This window comes from Phytoactinopolyspora mesophila, from assembly GCF_010122465.1.
Classification (GTDB): Bacteria; Actinomycetota; Actinomycetes; order Jiangellales; family Jiangellaceae; genus Phytoactinopolyspora; species Phytoactinopolyspora mesophila.
Genome location: NZ_WLZY01000003.1, coordinates 114,639 through 140,452, shown reverse-complemented (window position 1 = coordinate 140,452; position 25,814 = coordinate 114,639). Strand labels below are relative to the sequence as shown.

The 25,814-nt window shown below is 68.5% G+C and carries 23 protein-coding genes and 1 pseudogene; 13 read left to right on the top strand and 11 right to left on the bottom strand.

Annotated elements, in window-relative coordinates; all coding sequences use genetic code 11:
- Positions 1-130: 130 nt before the first annotated feature.
- The 5 genes from F7O44_RS10450 (at position 131) to F7O44_RS10430 (ending at position 5,840) form a co-directional block, all read left to right on the top strand.
- Positions 131-1,255, top strand: a complete 1,125-nt coding sequence (locus F7O44_RS10450; protein ID WP_343073866.1) for a 5-(carboxyamino)imidazole ribonucleotide synthase — start codon at positions 131-133, stop codon at positions 1,253-1,255.
- Complete coding sequence (purE, locus tag F7O44_RS10445) at positions 1,248-1,772, top strand: 5-(carboxyamino)imidazole ribonucleotide mutase (protein ID WP_162450195.1); 525 nt, start codon at positions 1,248-1,250, stop codon at positions 1,770-1,772. The genes F7O44_RS10450 and purE overlap by 8 nt, the downstream gene beginning before the upstream one ends.
- A 110-nt stretch (positions 1,773-1,882) precedes the next feature.
- Positions 1,883-2,683 (top strand): ATP-binding cassette domain-containing protein, encoded by an 801-nt coding sequence (locus F7O44_RS10440; protein ID WP_162450194.1) that lies wholly within the window; start codon positions 1,883-1,885, stop codon positions 2,681-2,683.
- Positions 2,684-2,697: 14 nt separating this feature from the next.
- Positions 2,698-3,744 (top strand): ABC transporter substrate-binding protein, encoded by a 1,047-nt coding sequence (locus tag F7O44_RS10435; RefSeq protein WP_162450193.1) that lies wholly within the window; start codon positions 2,698-2,700, stop codon positions 3,742-3,744.
- Between the two features lie 23 nt (positions 3,745-3,767).
- Positions 3,768-5,840 (top strand): iron chelate uptake ABC transporter family permease subunit, encoded by a 2,073-nt coding sequence (locus F7O44_RS10430; RefSeq protein WP_162450192.1) that lies wholly within the window; start codon positions 3,768-3,770, stop codon positions 5,838-5,840.
- A 28-nt stretch (positions 5,841-5,868) separates the two neighbouring features.
- On the opposite strand, the gene F7O44_RS10425 is transcribed toward F7O44_RS10430, so the two are convergent.
- The 3 genes from F7O44_RS10425 to F7O44_RS10415 are packed head-to-tail and all read right to left on the bottom strand — an operon-like array spanning position 5,869 to position 8,516.
- Complete coding sequence (locus F7O44_RS10425) at positions 5,869-6,834, bottom strand: DUF2332 domain-containing protein (RefSeq protein WP_162450191.1); 966 nt, start codon at positions 6,832-6,834, stop codon at positions 5,869-5,871.
- Positions 6,835-6,840: 6 nt separating this feature from the next.
- A complete protein-coding gene (locus F7O44_RS10420) occupies positions 6,841-7,269 on the bottom strand; it encodes a CoA-binding protein (protein ID WP_162450190.1) in 429 nt (142 codons plus the stop codon).
- Entirely contained in the window at positions 7,266-8,516 is a 1,251-nt protein-coding gene (locus F7O44_RS10415) for an MFS transporter (protein ID WP_162450189.1), read from the bottom strand. Before F7O44_RS10415 ends, F7O44_RS10420 begins: the two co-directional genes overlap by 4 nt.
- A gap of 29 nt (positions 8,517-8,545) precedes the next feature.
- Here F7O44_RS10415 and F7O44_RS31735 point away from each other — a divergent pair, with 29 nt between their 5' ends.
- The gene (locus F7O44_RS31735) at positions 8,546-9,070 is read left to right on the top strand and encodes a CGNR zinc finger domain-containing protein (protein ID WP_222851246.1); all 525 of its coding nucleotides are present in this window, start codon (positions 8,546-8,548) and stop codon (positions 9,068-9,070) included.
- 102 nt (positions 9,071-9,172) lie between these two features.
- On the opposite strand, the gene hutI is transcribed toward F7O44_RS31735, so the two are convergent.
- From hutI to hutH, 5 genes are all read right to left on the bottom strand, one after another.
- A complete protein-coding gene (gene hutI / locus F7O44_RS10405) occupies positions 9,173-10,342 on the bottom strand; it encodes an imidazolonepropionase (RefSeq protein ID WP_162450188.1) in 1,170 nt (389 codons plus the stop codon).
- A 13-nt stretch (positions 10,343-10,355) separates the two neighbouring features.
- On the bottom strand, positions 10,356-11,759 hold the full coding sequence (locus F7O44_RS10400) for a formimidoylglutamate deiminase (RefSeq protein WP_222851245.1): 1,404 nt from the start codon (positions 11,757-11,759) through the stop codon (positions 10,356-10,358).
- Positions 11,760-11,902: 143 nt separating this feature from the next.
- Positions 11,903-13,111 (bottom strand): allantoate amidohydrolase, encoded by a 1,209-nt coding sequence (locus F7O44_RS10395; protein ID WP_162450186.1) that lies wholly within the window; start codon positions 13,109-13,111, stop codon positions 11,903-11,905.
- Positions 13,108-14,760, bottom strand: a complete 1,653-nt coding sequence (locus tag F7O44_RS10390) for a urocanate hydratase (RefSeq protein ID WP_162450185.1) — start codon at positions 14,758-14,760, stop codon at positions 13,108-13,110. The genes F7O44_RS10395 and F7O44_RS10390 overlap by 4 nt, the downstream gene beginning before the upstream one ends.
- A gap of 232 nt (positions 14,761-14,992) precedes the next feature.
- On the bottom strand, positions 14,993-16,546 hold the full coding sequence (gene hutH / locus F7O44_RS10385; RefSeq protein ID WP_162450184.1) for a histidine ammonia-lyase: 1,554 nt from the start codon (positions 16,544-16,546) through the stop codon (positions 14,993-14,995).
- A gap of 94 nt (positions 16,547-16,640) precedes the next feature.
- On the opposite strand from hutH, the gene F7O44_RS10380 reads away from it, so the two are divergent.
- Positions 16,641-17,435 (top strand): IclR family transcriptional regulator, encoded by a 795-nt coding sequence (locus F7O44_RS10380; RefSeq protein ID WP_162450183.1) that lies wholly within the window; start codon positions 16,641-16,643, stop codon positions 17,433-17,435.
- Between the two features lie 42 nt (positions 17,436-17,477).
- On the opposite strand, the gene F7O44_RS10375 is transcribed toward F7O44_RS10380, so the two are convergent.
- Positions 17,478-18,773 carry an MFS transporter gene (locus tag F7O44_RS10375; RefSeq protein ID WP_162450505.1) on the bottom strand — a complete coding sequence of 432 codons (1,296 nt, stop codon included), beginning with the start codon at positions 18,771-18,773 and terminating at the stop codon, positions 17,478-17,480.
- 95 nt (positions 18,774-18,868) lie between these two features.
- On the bottom strand, positions 18,869-19,948 hold the full coding sequence (locus tag F7O44_RS10370) for a flavin-containing monooxygenase (protein ID WP_222851243.1): 1,080 nt from the start codon (positions 19,946-19,948) through the stop codon (positions 18,869-18,871).
- A 94-nt stretch (positions 19,949-20,042) separates the two neighbouring features.
- Here F7O44_RS10370 and F7O44_RS10365 point away from each other — a divergent pair, with 94 nt between their 5' ends.
- The 4 genes from F7O44_RS10365 (at position 20,043) to F7O44_RS31730 (ending at position 23,072) form a co-directional block, all read left to right on the top strand.
- Entirely contained in the window at positions 20,043-20,369 is a 327-nt protein-coding gene (locus tag F7O44_RS10365; protein ID WP_162450181.1) for an ArsR/SmtB family transcription factor, read from the top strand.
- Between the two features lie 154 nt (positions 20,370-20,523).
- Positions 20,524-21,270, top strand: coding sequence for an SDR family NAD(P)-dependent oxidoreductase (locus F7O44_RS10360; RefSeq protein WP_162450180.1), 747 nt, complete (start codon positions 20,524-20,526; stop codon positions 21,268-21,270).
- A 22-nt stretch (positions 21,271-21,292) separates the two neighbouring features.
- The gene (locus F7O44_RS10355) at positions 21,293-21,712 is read left to right on the top strand and encodes a YciI family protein (protein WP_162450179.1); all 420 of its coding nucleotides are present in this window, start codon (positions 21,293-21,295) and stop codon (positions 21,710-21,712) included.
- An 85-nt stretch (positions 21,713-21,797) separates the two neighbouring features.
- Complete coding sequence (locus F7O44_RS31730; protein ID WP_343073858.1) at positions 21,798-23,072, top strand: RNA polymerase sigma factor; 1,275 nt, start codon at positions 21,798-21,800, stop codon at positions 23,070-23,072.
- A 10-nt stretch (positions 23,073-23,082) separates the two neighbouring features.
- On the opposite strand, the pseudogene F7O44_RS31725 reads toward F7O44_RS31730, so the two are convergent.
- Positions 23,083-23,517, bottom strand: a pseudogene (locus tag F7O44_RS31725) (MFS transporter); the annotation flags it as partial.
- A 1,016-nt stretch (positions 23,518-24,533) separates the two neighbouring features.
- Between F7O44_RS31725 and F7O44_RS10340 the strand changes: the two are divergent.
- Together F7O44_RS10340 and F7O44_RS10335 are read left to right on the top strand one after the other, a co-directional pair.
- Positions 24,534-25,196, top strand: a complete 663-nt coding sequence (locus F7O44_RS10340) for a class I SAM-dependent methyltransferase (protein ID WP_162450177.1) — start codon at positions 24,534-24,536, stop codon at positions 25,194-25,196.
- 98 nt (positions 25,197-25,294) lie between these two features.
- Positions 25,295-25,717 (top strand): DUF6221 family protein, encoded by a 423-nt coding sequence (locus tag F7O44_RS10335; RefSeq protein ID WP_162450176.1) that lies wholly within the window; start codon positions 25,295-25,297, stop codon positions 25,715-25,717.
- The last annotated feature ends 97 nt before the right edge of the window (positions 25,718-25,814 follow it).

The following is a 25,814-nucleotide window of genomic DNA, read 5'->3' as shown; positions in this document are numbered from 1 at the left end:
CATTCGGACGCATCCGAGCCGGCCGGCGCACCGGGTGTGAAGGTCGTTTGCGCGCGGTACGTGCGCGGTGCTGGTGCCACGCCGCGTACCCTTACACCCTGTGATGAATGCTTTGTGGCCAGTGGTCGGCATGGTCGGTGGCGGGCAGTTGGCGCGGATGACTCAGCCTGCCGCGACAGCGTTGGGTGTGCGGCTGGCTGTTCTGGCCGCGTCGGAGCGTGAGTCCGCGGCGCAAGTGGTGCGTGATCCGGTCGTCGCCGACGAGAAAGCCCTCGCCGACTTGATGACGTTCGCCAAAGGGTGCGACGTTCTGACATTCGATCACGAGCATGTTCCGCCGGAGCATCTGCGCGCCATGGAAGCGGCCGGAGTGGTGGTGCGTCCGGGCTCTGAAGCTCTGCTGCACGCCCAGGACAAAGGTGTGATGCGCGAGCGGCTGACCGCTATCGGCATCCCGTGCCCGGAGCATCGGATTGTCGTTGATGCGGACGACGTCGCGGCGTTCCTGGGCGAGCACGGGGGCCGTGCCGTCCTCAAAACCACCCGCGGCGGTTACGACGGCAAGGGCGTCTGGCTCGTGGACACGCAGACACCCGCAGAGACCGTCGCTGAACCGTTCCTGGCCGGCGTGCCGGTGCTCGCGGAGGAGCGAGTGGAATATGCGCGGGAGCTGTCCGCGCTGGTAGCTCGATCACCACACGGGCAGGCAGTCGTCTATCCCGTGGTCGAGTCGGTGCAGCGTGACGGCATCTGCGTCGAGACCGTCGCGCCGGCGCCCGGTATGCCGGGTCCGCGAGCGGTCGAGGTTCAGCGGATCGCGTTGTCGATCGCCGCCGAGCTCGGCATCGTCGGTGTGCTCGCCGTCGAGATGTTCGAGACGACGGGCGGCGAATTCCTGGTCAACGAGCTGGCAATGCGCCCACACAACACCGGGCACTGGACTATCGACGGCGCCGTCACGAGCCAGTTCGAGAACCACCTCCGGGCGGTGCTGGATCTCCCGCTGGGTTCTCCCGACGCCCGGGCGCCGTACACCGTCATGGTCAATATCCTCGGTGGCGAGCTGCCGGACATCTACCCCGCCTATCGGCACGTCATGGCGCGCGACCCCGGGCTCAAAGTGCATTGGTACGGCAAAGAGGTGCGGCCGGGCCGCAAGGTCGGCCACGTCACGGCCTATGGCTCCGACCTGGCCGAACTGCGTGAGCGGGCTTGGCACGCCGCGGACTACATCCGAGGGGATATCGATGAGTGAGCTAGTGACCCGGCGCGGGCAGGGCGAGCCACGGGTAGGCATCGTCATGGGGTCCGATTCGGACTGGTCGGTGATGTCTGCCGTCGGCGAGGCACTGGACGAGCTGGCGGTGGCTCACGAGGTTGGTGTCGTCTCCGCACATCGCATGCCCCAGGCCATGCTGGACTACGGTGCGTCGGCGGCTGAGCGCGGCCTCCGTGTCCTGGTTGCCGGTGCCGGCGGCGCGGCACACCTGCCCGGGATGCTTGCCTCGGTGACGTCGCTGCCGGTGATCGGCGTGCCGGTGCCGTTGAAGTACTTGGACGGCATGGACTCGCTGCTTTCGATCGTGCAGATGCCGGCCGGGGTGCCGGTGGCCACCGTCTCGGTGGGCGGGGCGCGCAACGCAGGCCTGCTGGCGGCCCGGATTCTCGGTGCCGCCGACGACGAGCTGCGTGCCCGGATGGACACGTTCCGGGCGGAGCTGGAGGCAACGGCCCGGGCCAAGGGGGAAGCGCTTCAGCGCAAGCTGACGTAGTGCCCGCTCGGTGGTGACGACGGCCACAGCTGCGGATTGGGCCGATGCGCACGGACTAAGTTAGATTAGGCATGCCTTATCAACTACCTTGATCGGTGGAGGAGCGGAGCGTGCCTTCTACTCTCGTAGCCGAGCAGATCCATGCCAGCTACAACAGCGGTTCCGTGCTCGACGGCGTCAACGCCGCCTTCCTGACCGGCGGGGTCACGGTATTGGTCGGGCCCAACGGCTCTGGCAAATCCACCCTGCTGCGCACGCTGGCCAGGCTGCACGCGCCGGATGCCGGTGTTGTCACCGTCGACGGTGTGGACACGGCTGAGCTGCGCGGGCGTGACCTGGCGCGGCGGCTGGCCTTCCTTCCGCAGAGCTCGCCAGTACCGGCCGGCATCACGGTGCGGGAGCTGGTCGAGCATGGACGTTACGCACACCGGGGTGCCATCGGGCGCCTCCGCGAGGCCGATCGCGACGCCGTGAGCTGGGCCCTCGAGGTGACGGGGACCGCAGCGTTCGCCGACCGGCACGTGGACGGCCTCTCCGGTGGGGAGCGGCAGCGGGTCTGGGTAGCGATGGTCCTCGCCCAGCAGACCGGCGTCCTGCTGCTCGACGAGCCGACCACCTATCTCGATCTGCGTTACCAGGTGGAGATTCTCGGTCTGGCGCGGAGCTTGGCCGACGAGCACGGCATCACCGTCGGGCTCGTCCTGCATGACCTGAACCAGGCCGCCGCGTACGCCGACCGCATCATCGTGCTGGCAGAGGGATCGGTGCTGGCCGTCGGCGATCCCAGAACGGTCTTGACCAGCGCCACCATCGAGACGGCCTTCGGTCTGCCGGTTCACGTCGTCGCCCATCCACTCACCGGTCATCCGACCTGCCTGCCGTACGCGCGCGCTACGGCCAGCACCCTATGAGGAGTACATCTGACATGCGAAACGTCGTCACAACGCCCGCGGGAGCATCTCACCGCCGGGCTGGATTCCGCACGGCCGTCGCTCTGACGGCCTCGGCGGTGTGGTTGCTCACCGCTTGCGGCTCGGACGACAACGGCAACTCCGACGATGCCGAGTCCAACCCGGATACATCCGAGAACGGCGACGCGGAAGCTGGCGGCCCGGTCTCCATCGACACCACCCACGGCCCGATCGAGCTGGACGAGCCTGCTACCAGGGTGGTCGCGCTTGAATGGTCGTCGGCGGAGAATCTGATCGCGCTCGGCGTGCACCCAGTGGGCGTCGCCGACGTGGAGGGATACGAACTGTGGGTCGCCGCGGGACCGGAGCTGGGGGAGGACGTCGTCGACGTCGGCACCCGGCAGGAACCCAGTCTCGAACAGATCGAAGCGCTGGAGCCGGACCTCATCGTCACCGATGACGACCGTTCCGTCGTCAACCTTTCAGAGCTGCAGGACATCGCCCCCACCTACTCGTCTGACTTTTATGGCCATGAAGGCGGTCAGCTCGAAGCCATGCGCGACACGTTCGTTGACACTGCGGTCCTGACCGGCACCGAAGACCGCGCCGCCGAGGTCCTCGCTGACCTGGACGCGGGTGCTGACGAGTTCCGTCAGGCGCTCGAAGATGCGGACGGCAACCCCACCTTCCTGTTGACCCAGGGCTACACCTTCGAGGGATCGGCGACGGTGCGGGTATTCGGCGAACCGACCTACGCGTCCGAGCTGCTGAAGGCGGCCGGCATGCAGAACGGCTGGTCCGGGGAGACCGACGCCTACGGCTTGACTGACACCGACGTCGAGGGTTTGACCACGGCGGACCCGTCGTCGTCCATGATCTACGTGGCACAGGAGGAAGACAACATCTTCACCGGTCAGCTCGCCGACAACCCGATCTATCGGGGTCTCGAATTCGTGGAGGAGGACCGGGTCCACCCGATCGACGCCGGCACTTGGCTCTGGGGCGGCCCGGTCACGGCGGTGACGGTGTACGACGAGGTACAGAGCGCGCTCGGCTTGTAGTGCTCAAGACGACAACGCCAGCCGTGCGCTGGCATCTCCGCGGGCTGGTGGTACTCGGCGGTGCGCTCGTTCTCCTCTGCGGTGTGGTGGTTCTGCACGTCGGGCAGGGCAGCTCCGGGATTGGCCTTGGTGAGCTCGGCGCACTTCTGACCGGTGACGCCGACGCCGGCGTGCGAGACATCTTTGTCGGCTCGCGGCTTCCTCGGCTGCTGACCGGCCTGGTGGCCGGAGCGGCTCTGGCGGCTTCGGGCGCCCTCGCCCAAGCCGTGACCCGCAACCCGCTCGCCGCCCCGGAAACACTGGGCGTCAACGCGGGGGGCTACTTGGCCGTGGTGGTCGTCGCCGCCTTCGGGATCAACCTCGGCGGATTCGCTTCCGCCGGGCTCGCCACGCTCGGCGGGCTGATTGCTGCCGTGGGTGTGTGGGCGCTCGCCGGGCGCCGCGGACTCGTCGTCGGGGGTCGTGTCCTGCTGGCCGGCGCCGCGATCACCATGGCCCTGATGTCGCTGGCGACCCTGATGCTCGTGTGGTTCGAACGCAGCACCCAAGGGTTGTTCTTCTGGGGCAACGGTTCCATCGCCGCGATCGACTCCACCCGCGCGATCCAGATGGGTGGCGCGGTGCTGTTCATCTGCGTCCTGATCGCCTTCCTGATCCGTCCGTTGGACGTGTTGTCCATCGGTGACGAGGGGGCGCGCGCACTCGGTGCCAACGTCACGGTCGTCAAACTGGCCGCCCTCGGATTGGCCGTCCTGCTGGCTGCTTCGGCCGTCACGGTCGCCGGTCCGATCGCCTTCGTCGGGGTGGTGTCTCCGGTCACCATACGGATGCTGGGCGTGCACCGTCATGCGCTGCTGTTGCCATCAGCGATGATCATCGGTGCCGCGCTGTTGCTGGCCGCCGATGTCGTCGCTCGCTCGTTCCTGCGCTCGGCCAGCGCTGGGGAGCTGCCGGCAGGAGTGATCACCGCCGTGGTGGGGGCGCCGGTGTTCATCCTGCTGGCCAGAAGGATCCGCTTCGGCAACGTCGACGATCAGGCCGCCATCGGCGCGCGCCGCCGGTTGCCGTTTCCCGTCGTGGCCGCTGCCGGCGTCGGGCTGCTGATCGTCACCGTGCTGGCCGGACTGAAGATCGGCGACGTCTCCGTGAGCTGGTCGGAGATCGGCAACTGGCTGCGCGGCATGGAGACCTCCGTGGTGGATCGCCGGTTCGGGCGGCTGGCGGTGGCGGCCGTCGCCGGTGCATGTCTGGCGGTGGCCGGGGTAGCTGTGCAGGCCGTCGTGCACAATCCCATCGCCGAACCCTCCATCATCGGCGTGACCGGCGGTGCGAGCGTCGGTGCCGTGGCGTCCCTGATGCTCGCACCGCATGCGCCGGGCTGGGTGCTGCCCCTTGCGGCGCTGGCCGGTGGGATCGCCGCCACACTGCTGCTCCTGTTGGCTGCCGGTCGCTGGACGGGCGGGTCGGGTGGGCGGCGCGACGGGCGGACACGGCGGCTTTCCTGGCCGCCGGCCGGTTTGACGCTCGACCCCACCCGCGTCGTGCTTGTGGGGATCGGCGTGGGCGCATTGTGCACGGCCATCGTCGCCGTGCTGGCGATGCAGGCGCAGCTCGCGGTGAACCGGGCGCTGACCTGGCTAGCCGGCAGCACCTATGGGCGTGGTCTCGACGACCTGCAGTGGCTGATCGTGCCGGTGGCGGTGGGTGTGGTGCTCGTCGTCGTCGGGCGGTCGCTCGACCTGCTGGCCTACGGCGAGGACACCCCGCGGGCTCTGGGGCTGGGCTTGGGGCGGGCCCGGCTGAGCGTGCTGATGTGTGGCGCGGTGATGGCGGCCGGCGCGGCATCGGTGGTGGGCACGGTGGGCTTCGTCGGGCTGGTGGCGCCGCATTCCGCGCGTGCCTTGGTGGGTCCGTCGCACCGGCGGCTGATCCCGGTGGCCGCACTGTTCGGCGCCGTACTTGTCGTGGCCGCGGACGTCGTCGGCCGGACGGTCCTGGCGCCCCGCGAGATCCCGGTGGGCCTGGTGGTGGCGCTGGTGGGTGCTCCGTACCTGGCGTGGCTGCTGCGACGGTCGAGCCGGCGCGGGGCATCCTGAGCGCACCCCGCGCCGGACCGGTGCATCGTCAGGGGGACGAATCCAGCCAGGTAATGGACCGGCCGTGCTGCTCGGTCCGCGCCACTGGATGTCCGTCCAGCGCGAGCAGGAACATCCCATCGGGCTCCGCGGGTGCGGCGAGACCCGCCCGGATATCTGGGAAGACGTTCAGCCCTTCATTGGAGATCCAATGGCCGGGGAGGGCGCTGACTGTCTGCACGAACGTCGTGCGCGACTCCGGCGGCACGTATGTGAGCACGGCGCTGTGAAACACCACGAGGGTAGCCTCGGCGGGTGCCTGGGCGGCGAGTGCCGGCAGATCCGTGAGCAGGTCGCCGGCCTGAATATTCGGCGGGTCGGCGCGGATCGCCGTGGCCGCTGCGTGGAGCCGGGCGGAACGGTCGTGGTGTTCCGGCCAGATGAGCGCGTCCAGCCAGCGCAGTGCGTCGTCGTCGGTCAGATCCACCGGGTTGAGATCGAGGCCCGCGCGCCACACCACTTCGGGCACGCGTTCGGGCAGCGGCACATTCCCGGCCGGAGCGCAGTTCATCTCGACCGGACTGGTCTCGGACCCCACCACGTGGTCGCCGTACCGGTATCGATACACATCGGGGTAGAGGCACAGCCCCGCTGACGCTCCGACCTCCAGCAGCGCCAATGGCTGGGGCAGCTGGGCCAGTAGCGGCAAGAGCACGGCACAGCGGGCGGCCTCGTTGGTTTGGGTGCGCCGCTCGCGTATGACGCCGGCCACCTCGGTCCAGTTCGCCTGAATCCAGGTATGGAACGCGTCGTCGTCGTCCACCGGACCGCCCAGGTACCGGGTGGCCCCGAACAGCAGATTGGGCTGCCGCTTGGGCGGCGGTAGCTCGTCGATCAGCGAGGTCAGCTGGCGGTTGCGGGCGACAGCCAGGGCCAGTCGCTCGTATGTCGGTGAAGTCCCACGAGCGTATCGCTCACCGAAGACGCGGTACTGCTCAGCGGTGTCTGCTGTCATGAGTTGTCAGTATCCCAGCTTCGGGCCCTCGATAGCGGGGCAGGTGTCCATGATCACGTGCAGCCCTGCGTCCTTGGCGCGCTGCGCGGCGGCCTCGTCGATGACACGGAGCTGGAGCCAGACGGCCTTGATACCCAGCCGATCTTTCTCGGCGATGGCGTCGTCGACCACAGCGCCGACCCGTTGACTGTTGACGAAACAGTCGACCACGTCGACCTGCCCCGGAACGTCGGCCAACCGGGCGTAGCCCTTCTCGCCGTGGGCGTCCTCCGAACGCGGATTGACCGGCACCAGGCGCATCCCTAGTGCCTTCTGCAGGTACTGGGCGACGCTGTACGCCGTCCGCGCGGTGTTGGCGGAAAGGCCCACCACGGCCCAGGTGGCGTGTGTGGTGATGAGCTGCCGGATGACGCTGTGATCGTTGACGTGGTTCATGTGGACACTGTTCCATGCCGCTGGCGACTGTTCCTGGGTAGGTCGCGATGCCGCAGGCCGGGCAGGATGGACGCCGCGACGACGGCCGCTACCGCCAACAACAGAGTCGGCCCACCGGCGCCGGCGGCGAACCCACAGGCGATGGCCCCGCCTGCGGCGAAGGTCAGCTTCAGGCTGGCGCCGACCATGAATACCTGCGTCCGAGCCGTCGGCGGGCTGGCCTCGGTGCGTACGAGCAGCGTCATCGCCAGCAACGGGCCGTCGGCGAATCCGGCGATTGCGAAACAACAGAGCGCAAGTGCCGGCGTGGGCGCGAGCGCACCGAGTCCCAGCGCCGCGGAGAGCAGCGCCAGGCTCACCAGAACGACGGGCACCGGAGGCAGCCCTTTGGCTCTGCGGTGTGCCATGAGCAGCGAACCAACACCCGCGCCCGCCGCGAATGCGGACAGGAAGTACCCGCCGGTGCTCTCCGAGGAGCCGAGATGGACGGCCAGCAGCGGTGCGATCACGGCCAGCCCGCCGAGCCCGGCATGCGCCAGGGTGGTGACCACGGTCGTCGTCCGAAGCACCGGTACTCGCCAGATCCAGATGAACCCGGCGAGCAAGCGTGGCCCCACTTCAATACCGCCAGGTGGTGTTCCGGGCGTTTGCCGGGCCTTATCGTGACCTGGCGGTATTGAAGTGGCGCAGATGGCTCCCGCCGCTGCTGCCGCCGCGAGGCAGTAGAGCCCGGCCGCCGGCGAAACGACCGCGGACACCGTGGCGCCCAGCCCGGGACCAGCGATCCCGGCGACGTTGTATGTGGCGGAATCGACGGCATGTGCGGCAGGCCTGCCTGCCGGTGTGACCAGTCCGCCGATGAGGCTGGACAACCCGCCCAGCAGTAGCGGACCGGCGGCTCCGGCAGCTAGCGCGGACAGTATCGCCAACGGCCAGGGCACCAGGCCGGTCGTGGCGGCCAGCGTCGTGTAGGCGGCCGCGACGAGCATTGCGGCGAGTGCGGTCACTGCCACCGGGCGCCCGGTCCGGTCTCGCAGATGACCGGCCAGCGGACCGGTGACGATGTGCGGAAGCGTGGTGGCAGCGACGAGCAGGCCGCCGAGCCAGACGTCTCCGGTGCGGTCCAGCGCGAGCAGGACGACGACCACCGGGGCGCCCTCTTCCGCGAGCCGCCCGAAGAAGGCCGCGCCGAGGTAGGAGACGGGGAGCGACCGTCTCTTGCCGCACCCGGGACGTAACGGGCTCATAAAGGAGGACGTTACAGTACGCTGGTCGGGTGGAGACAATCCGGCCGCTCGCCCGGCTCGAGGCCTTGGTGAACGTCGCTCCTGCTGCCGGGCAGGTGGACGAGGAAACCGCCGCTTGCCTGGTCAGCGCCCTGCATGAGCACGGCGAGACACTGGAGCGGCTCGAGCTCGACGAGGCCGCCGACCTGACCGCGGCGCTGGTCCGGTTGCGGGAGCTGTTGCTGATCGACGACGTAGACCGGGCGGCGCAACAGATCAATGTGATCTTCGACGAGGTAGCTGCCCGGCCGCGGCTGTCGCGGCACAACGACAGCCCGTGGCACATCCATGTGGACCCGGCGGACGCGGGCTGGGGCAGCTGGCTGCTGGCCAGCAGTGCGCTGGCATTGGCCGGGGTGATCCAGGAACACGGGCGTCGCACGTGGGGGCGATGTGAGGCGGCAGGCTGTGAGCGGTACTACATCGGTGACGGTCGCGGCGGCGCGCGACGATACTGCTCCGCCAGGTGCGCCAGCCGATCCCGGGTGGCCCGCCATCGCAGCCGCCAGCGCTAAATGATCATGTTTGGTGGGTTTTCACGTGCGTCGACAGGCCTGCAGGCGTGGTGACGCACGAGAAAACCCACCAAACATGATCATTTAGGGGACGGCAGGATGTCACCACGCGAGGGTGGACGCGATCGGGACCCCGGGCCGATAGGCCAGGTGCCGGTACGACGGCGCGTCGAGCACACACAGATCCGGGCGGGCGCCGATCCGTAGGTGTCCGACATCCTCCCGTCGCAGCGCCCGGGCACCGCCCACGGTCGCCGACCACAATGCCTCGGCGGGCGACATGCCCATCTCACGGACCGCCAGCGCGATGCAGAACGGCATGGACGAGGTGAAGCAGCTGCCGGGGTTGCAGTCGCTGGCCAGGGCCACGGTCACGCCGGCCGCCCGCAGCCGTCGGGCATCGGGATAGGGGGACCGGGTGGAGAACTCGACGCCGGGCAGCAACGTGGCGACTGGACCGCCGTCGCGCGCTGCCCCGGCCAGCAGGTCAACGTCGGCATCGGTCAGATACGTGCAATGGTCGACGCTGGCCGCACCGAGTTCCACGCCGAGTGCGACCCCCGGCCCAGGGCCCAGCTGTCCGGCGTGTACCCGCAAGCCGAGGCCCGCCCGCGCCCCGGCCTCGAGCACCGTGCGCGACTCGTCCTCGTCGAATGCCGACGCAGCGCCGGGTTCGCAGAAAACATCGACCCACCGGGCATATGGTGCGCAGGCGTCGAGCATCGGTCCGACGACCAGGTCGATGTAACCGGCGCGGTCGTCCCGGTATTCGGGAGGCACCACGTGGGCGCCGAGAAACGTGGTCTCCGGGGTTAGCGTGGCGGCCGCACGCAGCAGCCGGGCCTCGTCCTCCACGGTGAGTCCGTAACCGCTTTTGATCTCGACCGTCGTAGTGCCTTGGCCGCGCATCTCGCGAATCAGCCGGCTGCCTTGGTCGGCGAGTGCGTGATCGGTGGCGGCGCGGGTGGCTGCCATCGTGGTCGCGATCCCGCCGCCGTCGTAGTGCTCTCCGGACATTCTGGCCTCGAACTCCCGAGCCCGGTCCCCGGCGAAGACGACATGGCTGTGTGAGTCGACGAATCCGGGGACGACGGCCCGGCCGCCCAGATCGATCCGGTGATCCGCCTCGGGGGCCGCTGAGGACGGGCCGGTCCACAGCACCGCCTCATGATCCGCGATGAGGGCAGCGTGTTCGACGAGACCGACGCCAGGACCGTGGGCGGGGTCCATGGTCGCCAACTCCCCGATGCCGGTGAAGAGAGTAGCGCTCACAATGCCTCCACTGTCAGGACGGATTCCATAGGGACGTGATGCTGGCCCGCAGCAGGGCGGCTACGTCGCCCAGGCGATGCTGGCCGCGGTCGACGACGACGTGCCCGCCGGCGACGACGGTCTCCACATCGGACGCGGTGGCCGAGAACATGACCTGAGCAGCGTCGGAACCGGCGGTTCGCGTCGAGTCGGTGCGTACGGCCACCAGATCCGCCGCAGCGCCAGGAGCGATACGGCCATTCCCGGCCCACCCCAGCGCTTCGTGGCCGCGGGCGGTCAGCGCGGTGACCAGGTCTTGCGGACCGAACCGCCCGCGCCGGCCGCTGGCCAGCCGTTCATGCATCTCCAGTAGCCGGGCCTCGGTCAAGAGGTCGACGACGGCGTGCTGATCGCTGCCCAGGCAGATGCCGGCCCCTGCGGCAGCCAGATCACCCATGGGGGACAGTCCGTCGGCCAGATCCTGTTCGGTGGACGGGCAGGCGCAGACCGATGTCCCAGAGTCGCCGAGCAGCTCGATGTCTTCGGTACTCAGATGGGTGGCATGGATGGCCGTGGTGGTCGGACCGAGCGCGCCGGAGTCGGCGAGCAGCTGCGTCGGCGTGCGGCCGTACTCGGCCAAGCAGGCGGTGTTCTCGGCGACCTGCTCGGACAGGTGGACGTGCAGCGGGGCTGAGGCGTCACGGGCCCACGCGGCGATCACCGGAATGGCGGTCGCGGGCACAGCGCGCACCGAGTGGATCGCGGCGCCGACCCGCGTACCAGGGGAGTCCACGTCGGCACGCAGCCGATTCACCCGCTCGCGCCAGCGCTGCGCCGTGCCGTCGCCGAACCTGACCTGGGTGTCTTCCAGCGCAGTGTCTCTTCCGCCGCGTAAGTAGCAGGTGTCCAGGAGCGTCAGCCGGATCCCTGCGTCCGCGGCAGCGTGCTGGATCGCCAGACCCATGGCGTTCGGGTCGTCGTAGGGTGTCCCGTCCGGCATGTGATGGACGTAGTGGAACTCGCCTACCACCGTCACTCCGGCCAGGGCCATCTCGGCGTATGCCGCCTTGGCCAGCTCGTAGTAGTTGTCCGGCGTGAGCCGCGCCGCCAAGGTGTACATGTCCTCGCGCCAGGTCCAGAACGAACCGCCGTCGCGGTGGGTGCGACCCCGTAGTGCGCGGTGGAAGGCGTGTGAGTGCGCGTTGGCGAAGCCGGGGAAGACGACGCCTGGCAGCCGGACGTCGTCCGGTTCCGGATCCACGCCCGGCGTGACGTTGGTTATCCGGCCCTCGCCGACCTCGATGCGCACTCGCGCCGCCAGAGCCGGACCGGCGAGATCCGTAGATTCGCCGTGGGCCGGCGTCGGAGCGACCCACGCCTGCTCGGCCCAGAACACCTCGTCCGCGGCCCCGCCCGCTGCCCCCGCGCGCCCTAGCACGGCCCGGCCCTCCCTACTCCCCAGTTGATCATGGGCGGAATCCGCTTTCTTGGGCCCAGAAGGCGTCACGTGCCCATGATCAACACTGGTTGGGGGGTGGGTGCTGGTTGGGGGGTGGGTGCTGGTTGGGGGGTGTGTGCCGGTCATCGGGTCAGCTCCGCCAGGCAGCGAGTCAAGGCGTGGACCCCGTCCAGGCAGTCGGCCCGTTCGGCGAACTCCTCGGGTGAATGCGACACACCGGTCGGGTTGCGCACGAACAGCATCGCGGTGGGTATGCCCGCCGTGCTGAGCACGCCCGCGTCGTGGCCGGCGCCGGTGCCGAGAACAGGCACTGGTTCTCCCTCCGAGGCGGCGTCGCTTAGCCGGGTGGCCAGGTCGGTGTCGAAGACGGTGGCCGGTGTCCATGATTCCTGGACCGGACCGAAGGTCGAGAGGTCGTCCAAGACATGCCGGACCGCTTCCTCGTCGGCGGCACGGCAATCCAGCCACGCGGTGACCTGTGAAGGGATCGCGTTGACCCCGTTCGGTTCCACGCTGACCTTGCCCACGGTGGCGAGGGCGCCATGGCGTAGGGCGCTCGCCCGCACTGCGGTGATCAGGGTCGCCAGGGTGAGCATGGGATCGAGCCGGTCGGGCAGCGGGGTGGTTCCGGCATGGTTCGCCTGCCCGGCGAGGGTGACCCGCCAGCGGCCGTGCGGCCAGATCATGCTCGCCACGCCCACCGGTTCACCGAGGTCGACGAGCCCGCGCCCCTGCTCGACGTGGAGTTCGACGAAGGTCGCGACCCGGCTCAGCGCCTCGGCGTCGCCATCGACGTGGTCCGGCTCATGACCCGCCGCGCGCATGGCCTCAGCCATGGTGATGCCGTTCTCGTCGGTGAGGCTCAGCGCCCGGCCGGGTGGCAGCGCACCGGTCAGTAGCCGGGATCCCGCGCATGCCACCCCGAATCGGGCACCTTCTTCGTCGGCGAACGACGCGATGCCGATGGGGCGCGATGGCGTCCACCCGTTCGCCCGCAGGACGTCGACGGCCAGCAGTGCGGAGACCACACCCAGCGGACCGTCGTAGGCGCCGCCGCTGGGTACCGAGTCCACGTGGCTCCCGGTGACGACCCCGGGCCCGTCGGTATCCGGATCTCCCCACCAAGCCCACTGATTTCCGGCACGGTCGGTGACCAGCGTCAGACCACGCCGCGTTGCCTCGGCGGTGAACCACTCCCGCAACGTGGCGTCCTCGCGGGTCCACGCGAAGCGCCGGTAGCCACCGTCACGTCCACGGCCCACCGGAGCCAGCTCGCCCCACATCCGGTCGAACTCGCGCCCCGTCCGATCAACACCGTGGAGGCCGCTCATGCTTCCGCCGTGGGAACGCGCAGGTGGTGCTCGCGCGCTACCTCGGAGGCGCGGGGGTACCCGGCGTCGACATGCCGGAGAACGCCGAGCCCCGGATCGTTGGTGAGTACCCGTTCCAGTTTGGCAGCGGCGAGTTCGGTGCCGTCGGCGACGCTCACTTGACCGGCGTGGATGGAGCGGCCCATGCCTACGCCGCCCCCGTGGTGAATCGACACCCACGAGGCGCCTGATGCGGTGTTGACCAGTGCGTTCAGCAGCGGCCAGTCTGCTATCGCGTCGGACCCGTCGGCCATCCCCTCGGTTTCCCGGTACGGCGAGGCGACGGAGCCGGCATCGAGGTGGTCCCGGCCGATGACGATCGGGGCCGACACGCGGCCGTCGGCCACCAGCTCGTTGAACCGCAACCCGGCGAGGTGCCGTTCGCCGTGTCCCAGCCAGCAGATCCGCGCCGGTAGCCCTTGGAACGGGACCTTTTCCTGAGCTGCCCGGATCCAGCGATGCAGATGGTCGTCATCGAAAAGATCGAGCACGGCCTCGTCGGTGGCGGCGATGTCGCGAGGATCACCCGACAGCGCGGCCCACCGGAACGGCCCCTTGCCCGCACAGAACAGCGGGCGGATGTACGCGGGGACGAAACCGGGAAACTCGAATGCGCGGGCGAAGCCGCCGGTCCGGGCCTCGTCGCGGATGGAGTTGCCGTAGTCGAAGACCTCCGCCCCGGCGTCGAGGAAGCCGACCATCGCCTCGACATGCTTGGCCATCGAGGCTCGGGCCCGGTCGGTGAACTCGGCGGGCTTCTTGGCGGCGTAGTCGTGCCAGTCGTCGACTGAGACACCTTCGGGCAGGTAGCTCAGCGGATCGTGTGCCGACGTCTGGTCGGTGACGATATCGACCCCGACGCCGCGGCGCAGCAGCTCCGGCAGCACCGTGGCGCAGTTGCCGACCAGCCCGACCGAGAGCGCCCGGCGTTCCCGTTTCGCCCGTTCAAGCTGATCGAGTGCGGCGTCGAGGTCGGCGGTGTACGTGTCGAGATAGGGCTGGTCGGCGCGCCGGGCCAGCCGGGCCTCGTCCACATCCACCACCAGGCATGCGCCGCCGTTCAGCGTGACGGCAAGCGGCTGCGCGCCACCCATGCCGCCGCAGCCGCCGGTGACGGTGAGAGTGCCGGCCAGGCTACCGCCGAACCGCTTGGCCGCCACCGCCGCGAAGGTCTCGTACGTGCCCTGCACGATTCCCTGGGTGCCGATGTAGATCCAGGATCCGGCCGTCATCTGCCCGTACATCGTCAGCCCGAGCTGCTCCAGGCGGCGGAACTCCGGCCAGGTCGCCCAATCTCCGACCAGGTTGGAGTTGGCGATGAGCACTCGCGGGGCCCATTCGTGGGTGCGCAGCACACCGACGGGTTTGCCGGACTGCACCAGCAGTGTCTCGTCGTCGTCGATGGTGGCGAGCGTGCGCACGAGCGCGTCGTAGCTGGCCCAGTCGCGCGCGGCCTTGCCCGTCCCGCCGTACACGACAAGGTCTTCGGGCCGCTCGGCTACCTCGGGATCGAGGTTGTTCATCAGCATCCGCAGCGGTGCCTCGGTCTGCCAGCTGCGGGCGGTCAGCTGGGTGCCTCGCGGCGCCCGGATGATTCGGGTCTGCGTCATACGAACTCCTCGTTCGGGCGGAAACCTCAGTGCTGATTTGAGCCGGTGTGGGACTGGACGTACATCGGTGTGATGTGTGTGACGCCGACGCCAACAGTTGGCATGTGTGTCACCCACGCGGGAACGAAAGGTGTGCCCGTCAACGGACCGGCAGCGCCGTTGACGGCCGGGTGAGAATTGGCACGTGTAACGTGTGGCGGCGTTGTTCCATAGGCCGGGCTCCTCATGGCAGTCAGTGCAACTCGCCGATGACGTCGGACACGGTCGCGGTGAGCGCTCCGGACCGGATCTGATCGACCACGGCATCGAGCTCGGGTGTGAGGAAACGATCGGGCCCGGGCGCGGGAACATCGCGTCGTACGGACGCGCGGATGGCCGCCGTCGCCGGTGCGGGAGTCAGGGGTGCGCGCAGGTCCATGGCGCGGACACCGGTCAGGATCTCCACGGCGAGGACCCGGGTGAGCCCATCGACCGCGCGCCGGAGCTTGTGTGCCGCGGACCAACCCATCGAGACATGGTCTTCCTGCATCGCCGACGACGGAATCGAGTCCACCGACGACGGCGCGGCCAGGCGCTTCAGCTCGGAGACAATCCCGGCGGCGGTGTATTGGGCGATCATGTGCCCGGAGTCCACACCTGGGTCGGCCGCGAGGAATGCCGGCATGCCCTGGTTGCGGGCGACGTCGAGCATCCGGTCGGTGCGGCGCTCGGCGATGCTGGCGACGTCGGCGACCGCGATCGCGGCGAAGTCCAGTACGTAGCCGACGGGAGCGCCGTGAAAGTTCCCGTTCGACTCGACCCGGCCGTCGGGGGTGACGACGGGGTTGTCGATGGCGGCGGTCAGTTCCCGGTCGGCGACGGTGCGGGCGTGCGCAAAGGTATCGCGGGCCGCGCCGTGTACCTGAGGGCTGCACCGCAGGGAGTAGGCGTCCTGGACCCGGGTACACGCTCCGGGCACCCGATGGCTGGCCATGATGCCGGAGCCGGCCAACAGAGCCCGCAGATTGGCGGCCGAGGCAGCCTGGCCGGGGTGCGGGCGCAGCGCTACGAGATCGGCGGCGAAGGCGGCGTCGGTACCCAGCAGTACTTCCACACTCGTCGCGGCGGCAATGTCCGCGATGGCCATCAGGGCATCGAGATCGTGCAAGGCCAGGATCAGCTGACCGAGCATGCCGTCGGTGCCGTTGATCAGGGCCAGGCCTTCCTTCTCCGTCAGTGTGACGGGCTGTAGTCCTGCGCTGGCCAGCGCGTCGGCGGCAGGTAGGCGGTCGCCGTTTGCGTCGCGTACCCAACCCTCGCCAAGCAGTGCGAGCGCACAGTGCGAGAGCGGCGCCAGGTCTCCGGAGCAGCCGAGCGATCCGTACTCGTGCACCACCGGTGTGATGCCGTGGTTGAGCAGCTCGGCATAGGCCTGCGCGGTCTCGAGGCGGATCCCGGTCCGGCCGGTGGCCAGCGTCGACAGCCGGAGCAGCATCATGGCGCGGACCACTTCGCGCTCGACCTCGGTACCGGAACCGGCGGCATGGGAGCGGATCAGTGAGAGCTGGAGCGCAGCACGTCGCTCGACGGGGATGTGCCGGGTGGCCAGCGCGCCGAAGCCGGTCGACACGCCGTAATGGGCTTCGTCGTCGCCGGCGAGTTCGGTGATGACGGCTCGGCCCTTGTCGATGGCGGTCCGGGCGTCGTCGGACAAAGCCACGCGGGCATCGTGACGAGCGACGGCGACGACGTCGAGTGCGGAAACCGGACCGGTGCCGATAGCAACCGGTGATTGGTGCGGGCTCATAGCAGCCATTGCATCGTGCTGATGTCCGCATCGGAATGCCATTAAGAGAGATACTGTCTGGTATTCCAGACACCGGAGCCGGGAGGTGAACAGGATGGGGGCGAGTAGCCGGGTGCCGGCGTTGCAGAACGGCATGCGCATCCTTCGTCACTTGGCTCGACACGGTGGCCCGATGCCGGCCGCGGCCGTGGCCGCCGAGCTGGATCTGCCCCGATCCACCGTGTACCACCTGCTCGCGGAGCTGGAACGGGACGGAATGGTGGTGCACTTGCCGGAAGAACGCCGGTACGGGCTCGGTCTCGCGGCGTTTGAACTCGGTACGGCCTACACCAGGCAGGCACCGCTGGCCAGGCTCGCGCGGCCGCTGTTGCACCGGCTGGTGGACGATGTCGGCCACGGTGGACATCTGGCGGTCCTGCATGGGCGCGAGGTGCTCTACCTGCTGGAGGAACGGGCACCTGGCAGTCCGTCGCTGGTCACCGACGTCGGCGTGCGGTTGCCGGCTCACCTGACGGCGAGTGGCCGCGCCATCCTCGCCCAGCTGGAGGCCGCGCAGGTGCGAGCTCTGTTTCCGGATCCGTCGGCGTTCACAGATCGACACGGCTCTGGGCCGCGGGCCCTGTCAGCGCTGCGTCCGATCCTGGTCGACGTGCGCCGGCAGGGCTACGCGACCGAGCAGGGGGAGGTGACGCCGGGCTTCGGTTCCGTCGGCGTGGCGGCCCGCGACCACACCGGCTTTCCGGTGGCGGCGATCGCGGTCACCTTCCGCCAGGACGTGGTGGGCGCCAGCGAGTGGCCGACGCTCGCTACACGTATACGTCAAGCGACTGATGAGCTGACCCGCCGCGTTGGCGGTCACCCTGCGCCATCTGAGCCCCCGGTTCTCTGATCAGGAACGTCTCCCCGAGTGATCGCCCATAAACGTTCACGGTTAAGAAGTGGAACGAGGGGTGCTGAGCATCGCGAATACCACGCTGACGAGACCGACGGCGGTGAGCACGACGAACGCCGTGGTGTAGCTGCCGAGAAGGTCCGCCAGCGCCGCGCCGGCCCATGGCGCCACTGCGATCGTCACGGTGACCGGTGCGGAGAGGATCCCGGTCAGGCGGCCGTAGTGTTCGGTCCCCCACCGATCGGTGACCGCCATGGCCTGGATCAGGGTCAACAGGCCACGAGCCATCCCAGCGATCACGGAGGCGGTGATCAGCGTTGCCGGTGAGGTCAGCAGGGTGAGGAGCCCAGTGGTCAAGGCCGTCGCAAGCAAGATCAAGGCGGTGCGCGCGCGCACTCCGAGCAGCCGCGTCAGGGCCGGATAACACACTCGCCCTACCACTTGGCCCGCGCCGCCGAGCCCCAGTGCCAGAGCTGCTGTCCCCGTGTCGATGCCGTGCTCGATCAACAGGGGCACCAGGTTGATCACCACGGCGAACGCGGTGAACGACGACAAACCGAGCGCGAACACCAGTGCGACGAACGGAAGCCCCCGGACAATCCGGGCGGGATCGGACCTAGGCCGGGTCCCGGTGCCGAGGCCGCCGGGGTCTTGTGCCGGGGTGCTCCCATCATCGGTTCGGGCGTGCGCCGGCGGAGATTCCGCGGCTCGTTCCTGGTCGGTCTTCTCCAGCCCGGCGATGTGCTTCGCGCTCGGCCAGGGGCCCCGTAGCCCAAGCCAGTGGCCAGGGATGGTGATGAGGGCAAGAATCGCCGCCAGGACCAGGTACGTGCCGCGCCAATCCAGGCGGTCCAGGAGGAAGGCCGTGAAGGGCGCGAACACCGTGCTGGCCAGCCCTGCTGCGAGAGTCAGCATGGTCAGGGCCTTCACCCTTTGCGGCCCGTACCAGCGGGTGAGCGCGGCGAAAGCGGGCGGATACAACACGGCGGCCATCGCGATGCCGGCGAGCAGCCACCCAAGGGTGAATACCAGGAGGTTGGGTGCGACGGCGATCAGTACGACGCATGGCACCGCTAGCGCCGATCCGGCCGTCATCAGCCAGCGTGGGCCGTGCCGGTCCAGCCATCGGCCGACGGGAATACCCACCACCGCCGCGACCAGCAGCCCGGCCGAGAAAGCCGCGGTAATGAGCGTGCGCGACCAGCCCGTGTCGTTGCTGATCGTGGTCAGCAACACCGGGAATGCGTAGTACAGCACGCCCCAGCTGACAATTTCGGTGGCGCACAATGTGATCAGAACGCGGCGTAACCCGGCCGGCGAAAGCGGCCTCGGCATCGGCGTCGTGGCCGCTTCGCTCGGCTCTGGTAGCGGGTTCCTCACGGTGCTGACAGTCTCGCAGAGTTGGTCGTCGGTGTGGCCGGCGGTGGAGTTCAGGCGATCGTGGTGGCCGCCTTGCTCACGTGGGCCGCCAGCGGCGGAATGACGAATTCGGCATCTCGATGCACACCGCGCAGCGTGTTCGAGGAGAACGACCGCTGGAACTCCAGTCCGAGGTAGACGAGACCGGGGTGCGTGGTCGAGATGCCACTTTCGTGCCGGGGCATGCCATCGGCGTCGAGTGCGCCCAGGCCGGCAAGATAGCCGAGGCTGGGCCGGTAACCGGTAGCGAGCAGGATGGTGTCGACCGGCTCGCGGGTGCCGTCGGACCAGATGACGTCCGAGCCGTCCAGGGCGCTGAACATGGGCCGGCGGTCTGGGCGGCCGGCCTCGACCGCGCTCTGGTACCTCCCGGTGTCGATGACGAGCGTGGTGTGGAACAGCCGCGCCAGCCAGGCCGGAGGCAGGAGGTCCAGCTTCGTGACCTTGAGCCAGTAGTGCAGGTCTTTTCCGAGTTTGCGCTGCGGAGTGAAGGTGATCGGCGCTCTTGTGGCTAGCGTCGTGGACGCGACCTGGCCCAGCTCATAGCCGACCTGGATGGCCGAGTTTCCGGCGCCGACCACAATGACCCGCTTGCCTGCGTAGCGATCGGGACTGCGGTAATCCGCGACATGCAGGACTTCGCCGGTGAAACGTTCCTGGCCGGGCAGTTGTGGGCGGTACGGGTTCGAGAAGGAGCCACTCGCGGCGACGACGCCGGCCGCTGACAATGTGTCACCGTGCTCGGTGTGCACGGCGAATCCTTCGCCGGCTGTCTCGACGGCCGTGACCCGGGTGTTCGTCCGGATCTCGACGTCAAGGGTGTTGGCGTAGCGCTCGATGTAGCTAGCGACCTGGTCTCGTACTGGGTAACCGTCTGGGTCTCCCGGGAATGGGGTGCCGGGGAACGAACTGTACTGGGCCGGCGAGAACAGTTTCAGGCTCTCGTAGTACTGGGGCCACGAGCCGGCGGGCCGGTCGCTGCTTTCGAGAACGACGGGGGTGAGGCCGGAGTCGGCGGCGGTGCGCGCCGCGGCCAAGCCGGACTGACCGGCTCCGATGATGATCACGGATGTGGAGGAGGTGGAAGCCATGCCGGTCAACATATCGTCATTTCGCGAAATACCAAAATAACGATATGGCCTTAGAGTGGGTAGCTGTAGGCATGGAGGCGAGGGAGGTCGACCAATGGCGGAGCCGGCAATTGCCGGCGGCGGTCCAGGTGCGCCCGAGCCGCTCGCCGAGTCGACCCATGACTTCTTGAAGGCGCTGGCCAGCCCCACGCGGCAGCGCATCATGATGTTGTTCTTCGCCGGCGCGGAGTTGTCGGTGGGGGAGGTTGCCGAACGTGCCGAGATCGGGCAGTCGACGGCCTCGGAGCAGCTGGCGTTGATGCGCCGCGGCGGTATCGTCATCGCGCGGCGGGACGGCAAGGTCATTCGTTACCGAGGCGACCGGGATGGGATCCGGCGTGCTCTGGCGGACCTGCAGGCGTATCTGGAAGTCTGCTGCTGAGGCGTGAAGTCGCCGCCCCCTCTCAAGTGCTAGTCATGTGATGCAGGTCACACAATCGTGAGTCGGTGGATGTCGAAAATCCGGTAGATCGGAGCGACGTCGTCGTAAAGGGTTCCACGAGCCGAACCACGACGACGGAAGGGACAAGCCCCAGATGCTCCTGGAGAACAAGATCGCAGTGATCTATGGCGCCGGTGGGTCTATCGGCGGTGCGATCGCGCGGGCGTTCGCCCGTGAAGGTGCGCTCACCCACCTGGCCGGCCGAAGCAAAGCCACAGTGGAGGTGCTGGCCAGCCAGATCCGCTCCGACGGCGGAAGGGCGCATGCGGCCGAACTCGATGTGCTTGACGAACAGTTGGTCGACGCATATGTCGACCAGGTGGCCGAACAGGCCGGGCGCATCGACATCTCGGTCAACGTCATAGGACTGGGCGACGTTCAGCAGCCGCTGACGGAGATCTCGCTGCAAGACTTCCTGCAGCCGATCACCACCGCCATGCGGGCGCACTTCCTGACGACCCGGGCGGCTGCGAGGCACATGAAGAAACAAGGATCCGGGGTGGTCCTCGCCTTCGGCGGTTCCGGCGCCACGACGATGCCCGGGCTTGGGGGCTTCGTTGTAGCACTAGACGCCATCGAGGGGCTCCGGCGGCAATGGGCCACCGAGCTCGGTCCGTACGGAATCCGGGTGGTCACCCTGAAGTCGGCCGGCGTGCCCGAGGTGATCCCAGCTGACTTCCCCAATCGGGAGAAGATCATTGAAGGACTACCACCCACTCTCGTCGGCCGGCACGCGACGCTGGCCGACGTCGGAGACGTCGCGGCGTTCGCCGCGTCGGACAAAGCGCGGACGTTGACCGCTACGGCGGTCAACATCTCTTGCGGCGCAATGATGGATTGACTGACCAGGAGGAGGAACCGCCATGCGTGTCATGGTTTTCGTCAAGGCCAGCCCGGACTCCGAGGCCGGTGTCATGCCCGGCGAAGAAGAGCTCGCGGCGATGATGAAGTACAACGAGGAACTCGTGAAAGCCGGCGTGATGCTGGCCGGTGACGGACTGCATCCCAGTTCGAAGGGAGCGCGGGTCCATTTCTCCGGCGACAGCCGCACCGTCGTCGACGGCCCGTTCACGGAGACCAAGGAACTGGTGGCCGGGTACTGGCTGTGGCAGGTCTCGTCGATGGACGAAGCCATCGAGTGGCTTCGCCGCTGCCCGAACCCCCACGGCAAGGAGGGCATCGTCGAAATTCGGCCGGTGTTCGAACCGGAGGACTTCGGAGACGCGTTGACGCCGGAGATCCACGAACAGTGGCAGCGAATGGAGGCTCAGCAGGGGAGCTGACCAGCTCCGCCGTCCGCCCTCGACAAGGTGGCCGGATCTCGGTGCCGCCTTGTCGAGGGCGGCACCGAGCTGTTGTGATGTCAGCGTGCCCGGTACGGATGTGCAGCGGACGATCGACGCTGTGTGGCGAATCGAGTCGGCGAAACTCATCGCGGCTCTCGCCAGGCTGGTGCGCGACGTCGGCCTGGCTGAAGACCTCGCTCAAGATGCCCTGGTCGCGGCGCTGGAGCAATGGGCGTCGGCCGGCTTGCCGGACAACCCGGGAGCGTGGTTGATGGCCGTTGCCAAGCGCCGCGCGATGGATCATTTCCGCCGTCAGGAACGCCTCGACCGGAAAGTCGCCGAGCTGGGGCGCGAGTTCGAGACGGCCGGTACCTACGACGACGGTCTCGACGATGCGATCGATGACGACATCGGCGACGACCTGCTGCGCCTCATCTTCACCGCGTGCCATCCGGTGCTGTCGACGCAAGCACGAGTCGCCCTCACCCTTCGCCTGCTCGGTGGCCTGACAACTGAAGAGATCGCCCGTGGGTTTCTCGTCGCCGAATCGACGGTGGCGCAACGCATAGTCCGGGCGAAGCGCACGCTGGCGGCCAAACGGGTGCGCTTCGAGCTGCCGGAGCGTGCGGAGCGGGCCGAACGGCTGGACTCAGTTCTGGAGGTCATCTACCTGATCTTCAATGAGGGATACTCCGCTACTCGCGGCGACCATTGGATGCGGCCCGCCCTGTGCGAAGACGCACTCCGGCTCGGCCGCATCCTGGCTGGGCTCAGTCCGGACGAACCAGAAGTCCACGGTCTGGTCGCGTTGATGGAGATCCAAGCGTCGCGGTTGCGCGCCCGGACCGACGAGACGGGAGCGCCTGTGCTGCTGCTCGACCAGAATCGGGCGCTCTGGGACCGCCTGCTGATCAACCGGGGATTAGCGGCGTTGCAGCGAGCGGAGTCGCTTGTCGACCGACGCGGCCCGTATACGCTGCAGGCGGCGATCGCGGCGTGTCATGCACGCGCCCCGTCGCCTGAAGAGACCGACTGGATACGCATCGCGGCCCTCTACGCGGCCCTGATGCAGGCGGCGCCGTCACCGGTCGTCGAACTGAACCGCGCGGTTGCCCTGGGAATGGCGTTCGGGCCCCAAACGGGCCTGGACCTGGTCGACGAACTCATGGCGGAGCCCACTCTGGCGAAGTATCACCTGCTGCCGAGCGTGCGCGGCGACCTGCTGGTCAAGCTGGGACGTCATGAAGAGGCGCAGCGGGAGTTCCGGCGCGCGGCGGAGCTTGCGGGCAATGAACGCGAACGGGCACTTCTCGCGGATCGGACTGTCGCCGCCGGCGAGCGGGCCTCCGCTCCATGATCATGGGAATCGCGACTATGAGGACGGCGGTACACGCACCGGCGACTGACAACGCCGCGAACCCTCCGGCGGCGGCGATCGCACCGGCGGCTGGCGCGCCCGCGGCGGCAGCAGCTCCCATGGCTGCCTCGCCCAGCCCTTCGGTCCACATCCGTTCTCGCCCCGGCGTCGAGGCGACGAGAAGCATGCTCCCGGCGACGACGCCGGCACTCCACCCTGTGCCCAGCAGAACCAGCGCGGCTGTGATAGCGATAGCACTGTGCGGGTCTCCCGCCGCGCTGACGCCGCCCGCCGCGACGAGCAGGACACCGCCTGCCACCGCTACACGCGCCGGACCGAACCGATCGGTAAGCATCCCGGCCACTGGCGCCGGCGCGAACATGCAGAACACATGCGCTGCGACGACGAGACCTACGGTATCGAGATCGTGCCCATGCCCGGACATGTGCACCGGGGCGATGGCCATAATCGCGACCATCACGAGATTGGTGACGGCCAGGGTTGCCAACGCGGCGCCCACAGGGCGAGTCCGGGTCGCTGAGCGCCACGACGACGCCGGCAGGCGTCGAATTGTTTCCCGGCCGCCGGAACTCCGAATCAGGGCACACAGGCACGCTGCGACGCTGAAGGCGAGTACGGCTACGAGGTACAGACCCGTGTATCGCGGCAAGCCCAGAGCGGCGGCCAGACGCTCGCTGGGACCTAGCAAGAGCGGGCCGGTGACGGCGCCGACGGCCGCGCCGAACAAGACCGCTCCGAGGTTGCGCGCTCTGGCGGCGGGGCGCGACGCCGCCGCGGCGGCGTAGCGTGCGAGGAAGACGGCGATATTGGCCGCACCGAGGAGGGCGCTGCCCGCGAGGACCGCGACGAAGCTGTGGGCCGCCGCGGCGGCGATGACACAGACAGCGCCGGCAATGCCGATCGCATAGCCCGTTACCAATCCGGCCTGACGGCTGGTCCGTAAGCTCAGCGCTGAGATCGCTATGGCACTCACCGCTGAGCCGGCGACGAGCAGGCCGATCGGCAGACCGGCGGCGGCTTCGCTTCCGGTCATCTCTGTGGCCAGCAAGGCGCCCGCGAGGCCACCGGCGGCCAGGCCCATGCTGCCGACGGCTGTGGCCGCCATGAGGATCCCGACGACGCTCCGCTGGGTGGCTGGGCGCGGCCAGCCGTTCAGAGTGTTGGTCTTCATAGGCTGAGTCTCGATGGGTGGCAAGCCCGACGTCCAACACTTGTTCGACGGCGATTGACAACGAATCTGTTGTGAGTCCGCAGTCTCGGCTCGGCCGATCGGACCGGCTCCAATGCACGTCCCGGCTCGCCGGGCACTCCGAGCCCTGGGGCGGAGCCATGCTGCCGCTTCAGGGCGCGGAACCGTGCCCAGCCCGATGTCGGTAAGCTGCCTGGCCAGTAGGGTGACATCCCTGGGCAGCGTGGCGCTTCTGAAGAAGGGAAAGCCGGTTGACACGTTCACACGTCGCCCCGGATGGCAGTCCGGTTCCGGTGTACCTGGCGATGCCGGCCGGGTCCGCTCCTACCACTGTTCATGAGGCGATCGCGGCCGATGCGGACATCCTCGAGCTCGGCTGTGGTGCGGGGCGCTTGACCCGGGTACTCGTTGCCTATGGCCACGAAATCGTCGCCGTGGACGACGACCCCCGGATGCTCGAACACGTCACCGGTGCCCAGACGGTCTGCGCTGATATCTACCGGTTGAGCCTGCGGCGCAGGTTCGGCGCAGTGGTGGTGGCGAGCCACTTGGTCAACCGCCCCGACCCCGCTGACCGGGCCAGGTTGCTGGACGTGTGTGCCCGGCATATCGCACCCGGCGGCGATGTCTTGATCGAACGGTACCCGCCGGCGTGGGCGGTCCGGCCCCGGGACACGGTGGGTTCTCAGGGGCCCGTGGGTGTGTCGGTCACAATCCACGAGGCCGGGCCGGCCGGTTTCAGCGCGACTGCCGAGTACACGCTGGCCGGCCGTACCTGGCAGCAGCGGTTCTCCGCCGTTCACGTGGATGACGACACCATGGCCGCGGCTGCCGAGGCCGCGGGCCTGACGTTGGTGGAGTGGCTGGACGAGGCCCGCACGTGGGCACGTCTTCGTCCGGTTGGAGCTGGTTAGATCGGGCTGCCTGGTGATCGGCCGCCACAGTGGTCTCTCGTGCGGTCCCGAAACCGATTTCGCTCACCGCTCCGTCCTGGTGAGGGTGGAGGTCGCTCATGGCTGAAGACGAGCTAGCCGCATTCCTGCGGGAGCGGCTGGATGAGCTCGAGACTGCTGCGCTGGCAGCGGCGCGTTCAGCTGGAGGTCTGTTCTGGGGCGCCGATGCCGCGGGTGACGTCGTCCTGGAGCCGATGCAGGAGCCGGGGATGGCGGCGGCCGGCGAAGCGGACGAGATCGCGCCTCTGGTGGCTGAGCTGGACGATGCCGGCTGGCACGTGGCGCTCCAGTCGCCCGCGCGGGTCCTGGCCGGGATCGAGGCCAAGCGGGGACTGATCGATCAGTGCCTGATGTGGCAACGGGAAGCGGCGCAGGGCGGTCGGGGTGCGGTTGTGGCGATCGTTGCCGAGAACGTCTTGTCTCTCTTAGCCTTGCCTTGGGCTGATCACGAGGACTACCAGCCGGTTTGGCGGTTGTCCTAGCACTTCCCGTGGGGTGGGGTGGGGGCCAATTCGGCAATAAAGTACCACCTTGCACGGAATCGCTAGGTGTATCTGCGGTTGCACCCATTGACACCCA

Coding starts and splice junctions, on each gene's coding strand:
- hutH (WP_162450184.1), bottom strand. CDS start 16,546: ATGAGCCCGCACCAATCACCGGTTGCTATCGGCACCGGTCCGGTTTCC.
- F7O44_RS10420 (WP_162450190.1), bottom strand. CDS start 7,269: ATGAACCACGTCAACGATCACAGCGTCATCCGGCAGCTCATCACCACA.
- F7O44_RS10365 (WP_162450181.1), top strand. CDS start 20,043: ATGGCGGAGCCGGCAATTGCCGGCGGCGGTCCAGGTGCGCCCGAGCCG.
- F7O44_RS10355 (WP_162450179.1), top strand. CDS start 21,293: ATGCGTGTCATGGTTTTCGTCAAGGCCAGCCCGGACTCCGAGGCCGGT.
- F7O44_RS10415 (WP_162450189.1), bottom strand. CDS start 8,516: ATGAGCCCGTTACGTCCCGGGTGCGGCAAGAGACGGTCGCTCCCCGTC.
- F7O44_RS10380 (WP_162450183.1), top strand. CDS start 16,641: ATGGGGGCGAGTAGCCGGGTGCCGGCGTTGCAGAACGGCATGCGCATC.
- F7O44_RS10360 (WP_162450180.1), top strand. CDS start 20,524: ATGCTCCTGGAGAACAAGATCGCAGTGATCTATGGCGCCGGTGGGTCT.
- F7O44_RS10335 (WP_162450176.1), top strand. CDS start 25,295: ATGGCTGAAGACGAGCTAGCCGCATTCCTGCGGGAGCGGCTGGATGAG.
- F7O44_RS10450 (WP_343073866.1), top strand. CDS start 131: ATGGTCGGTGGCGGGCAGTTGGCGCGGATGACTCAGCCTGCCGCGACA.
- F7O44_RS10390 (WP_162450185.1), bottom strand. CDS start 14,760: ATGACGCAGACCCGAATCATCCGGGCGCCGCGAGGCACCCAGCTGACC.
- F7O44_RS10395 (WP_162450186.1), bottom strand. CDS start 13,111: ATGAGCGGCCTCCACGGTGTTGATCGGACGGGGCGCGAGTTCGACCGG.
- F7O44_RS10370 (WP_222851243.1), bottom strand. CDS start 19,948: ATGGCTTCCACCTCCTCCACATCCGTGATCATCATCGGAGCCGGTCAG.
- F7O44_RS10435 (WP_162450193.1), top strand. CDS start 2,698: ATGCGAAACGTCGTCACAACGCCCGCGGGAGCATCTCACCGCCGGGCT.
- F7O44_RS10425 (WP_162450191.1), bottom strand. CDS start 6,834: ATGACAGCAGACACCGCTGAGCAGTACCGCGTCTTCGGTGAGCGATAC.
- purE (WP_162450195.1), top strand. CDS start 1,248: ATGAGTGAGCTAGTGACCCGGCGCGGGCAGGGCGAGCCACGGGTAGGC.
- F7O44_RS10375 (WP_162450505.1), bottom strand. CDS start 18,773: ATGCCGAGGCCGCTTTCGCCGGCCGGGTTACGCCGCGTTCTGATCACA.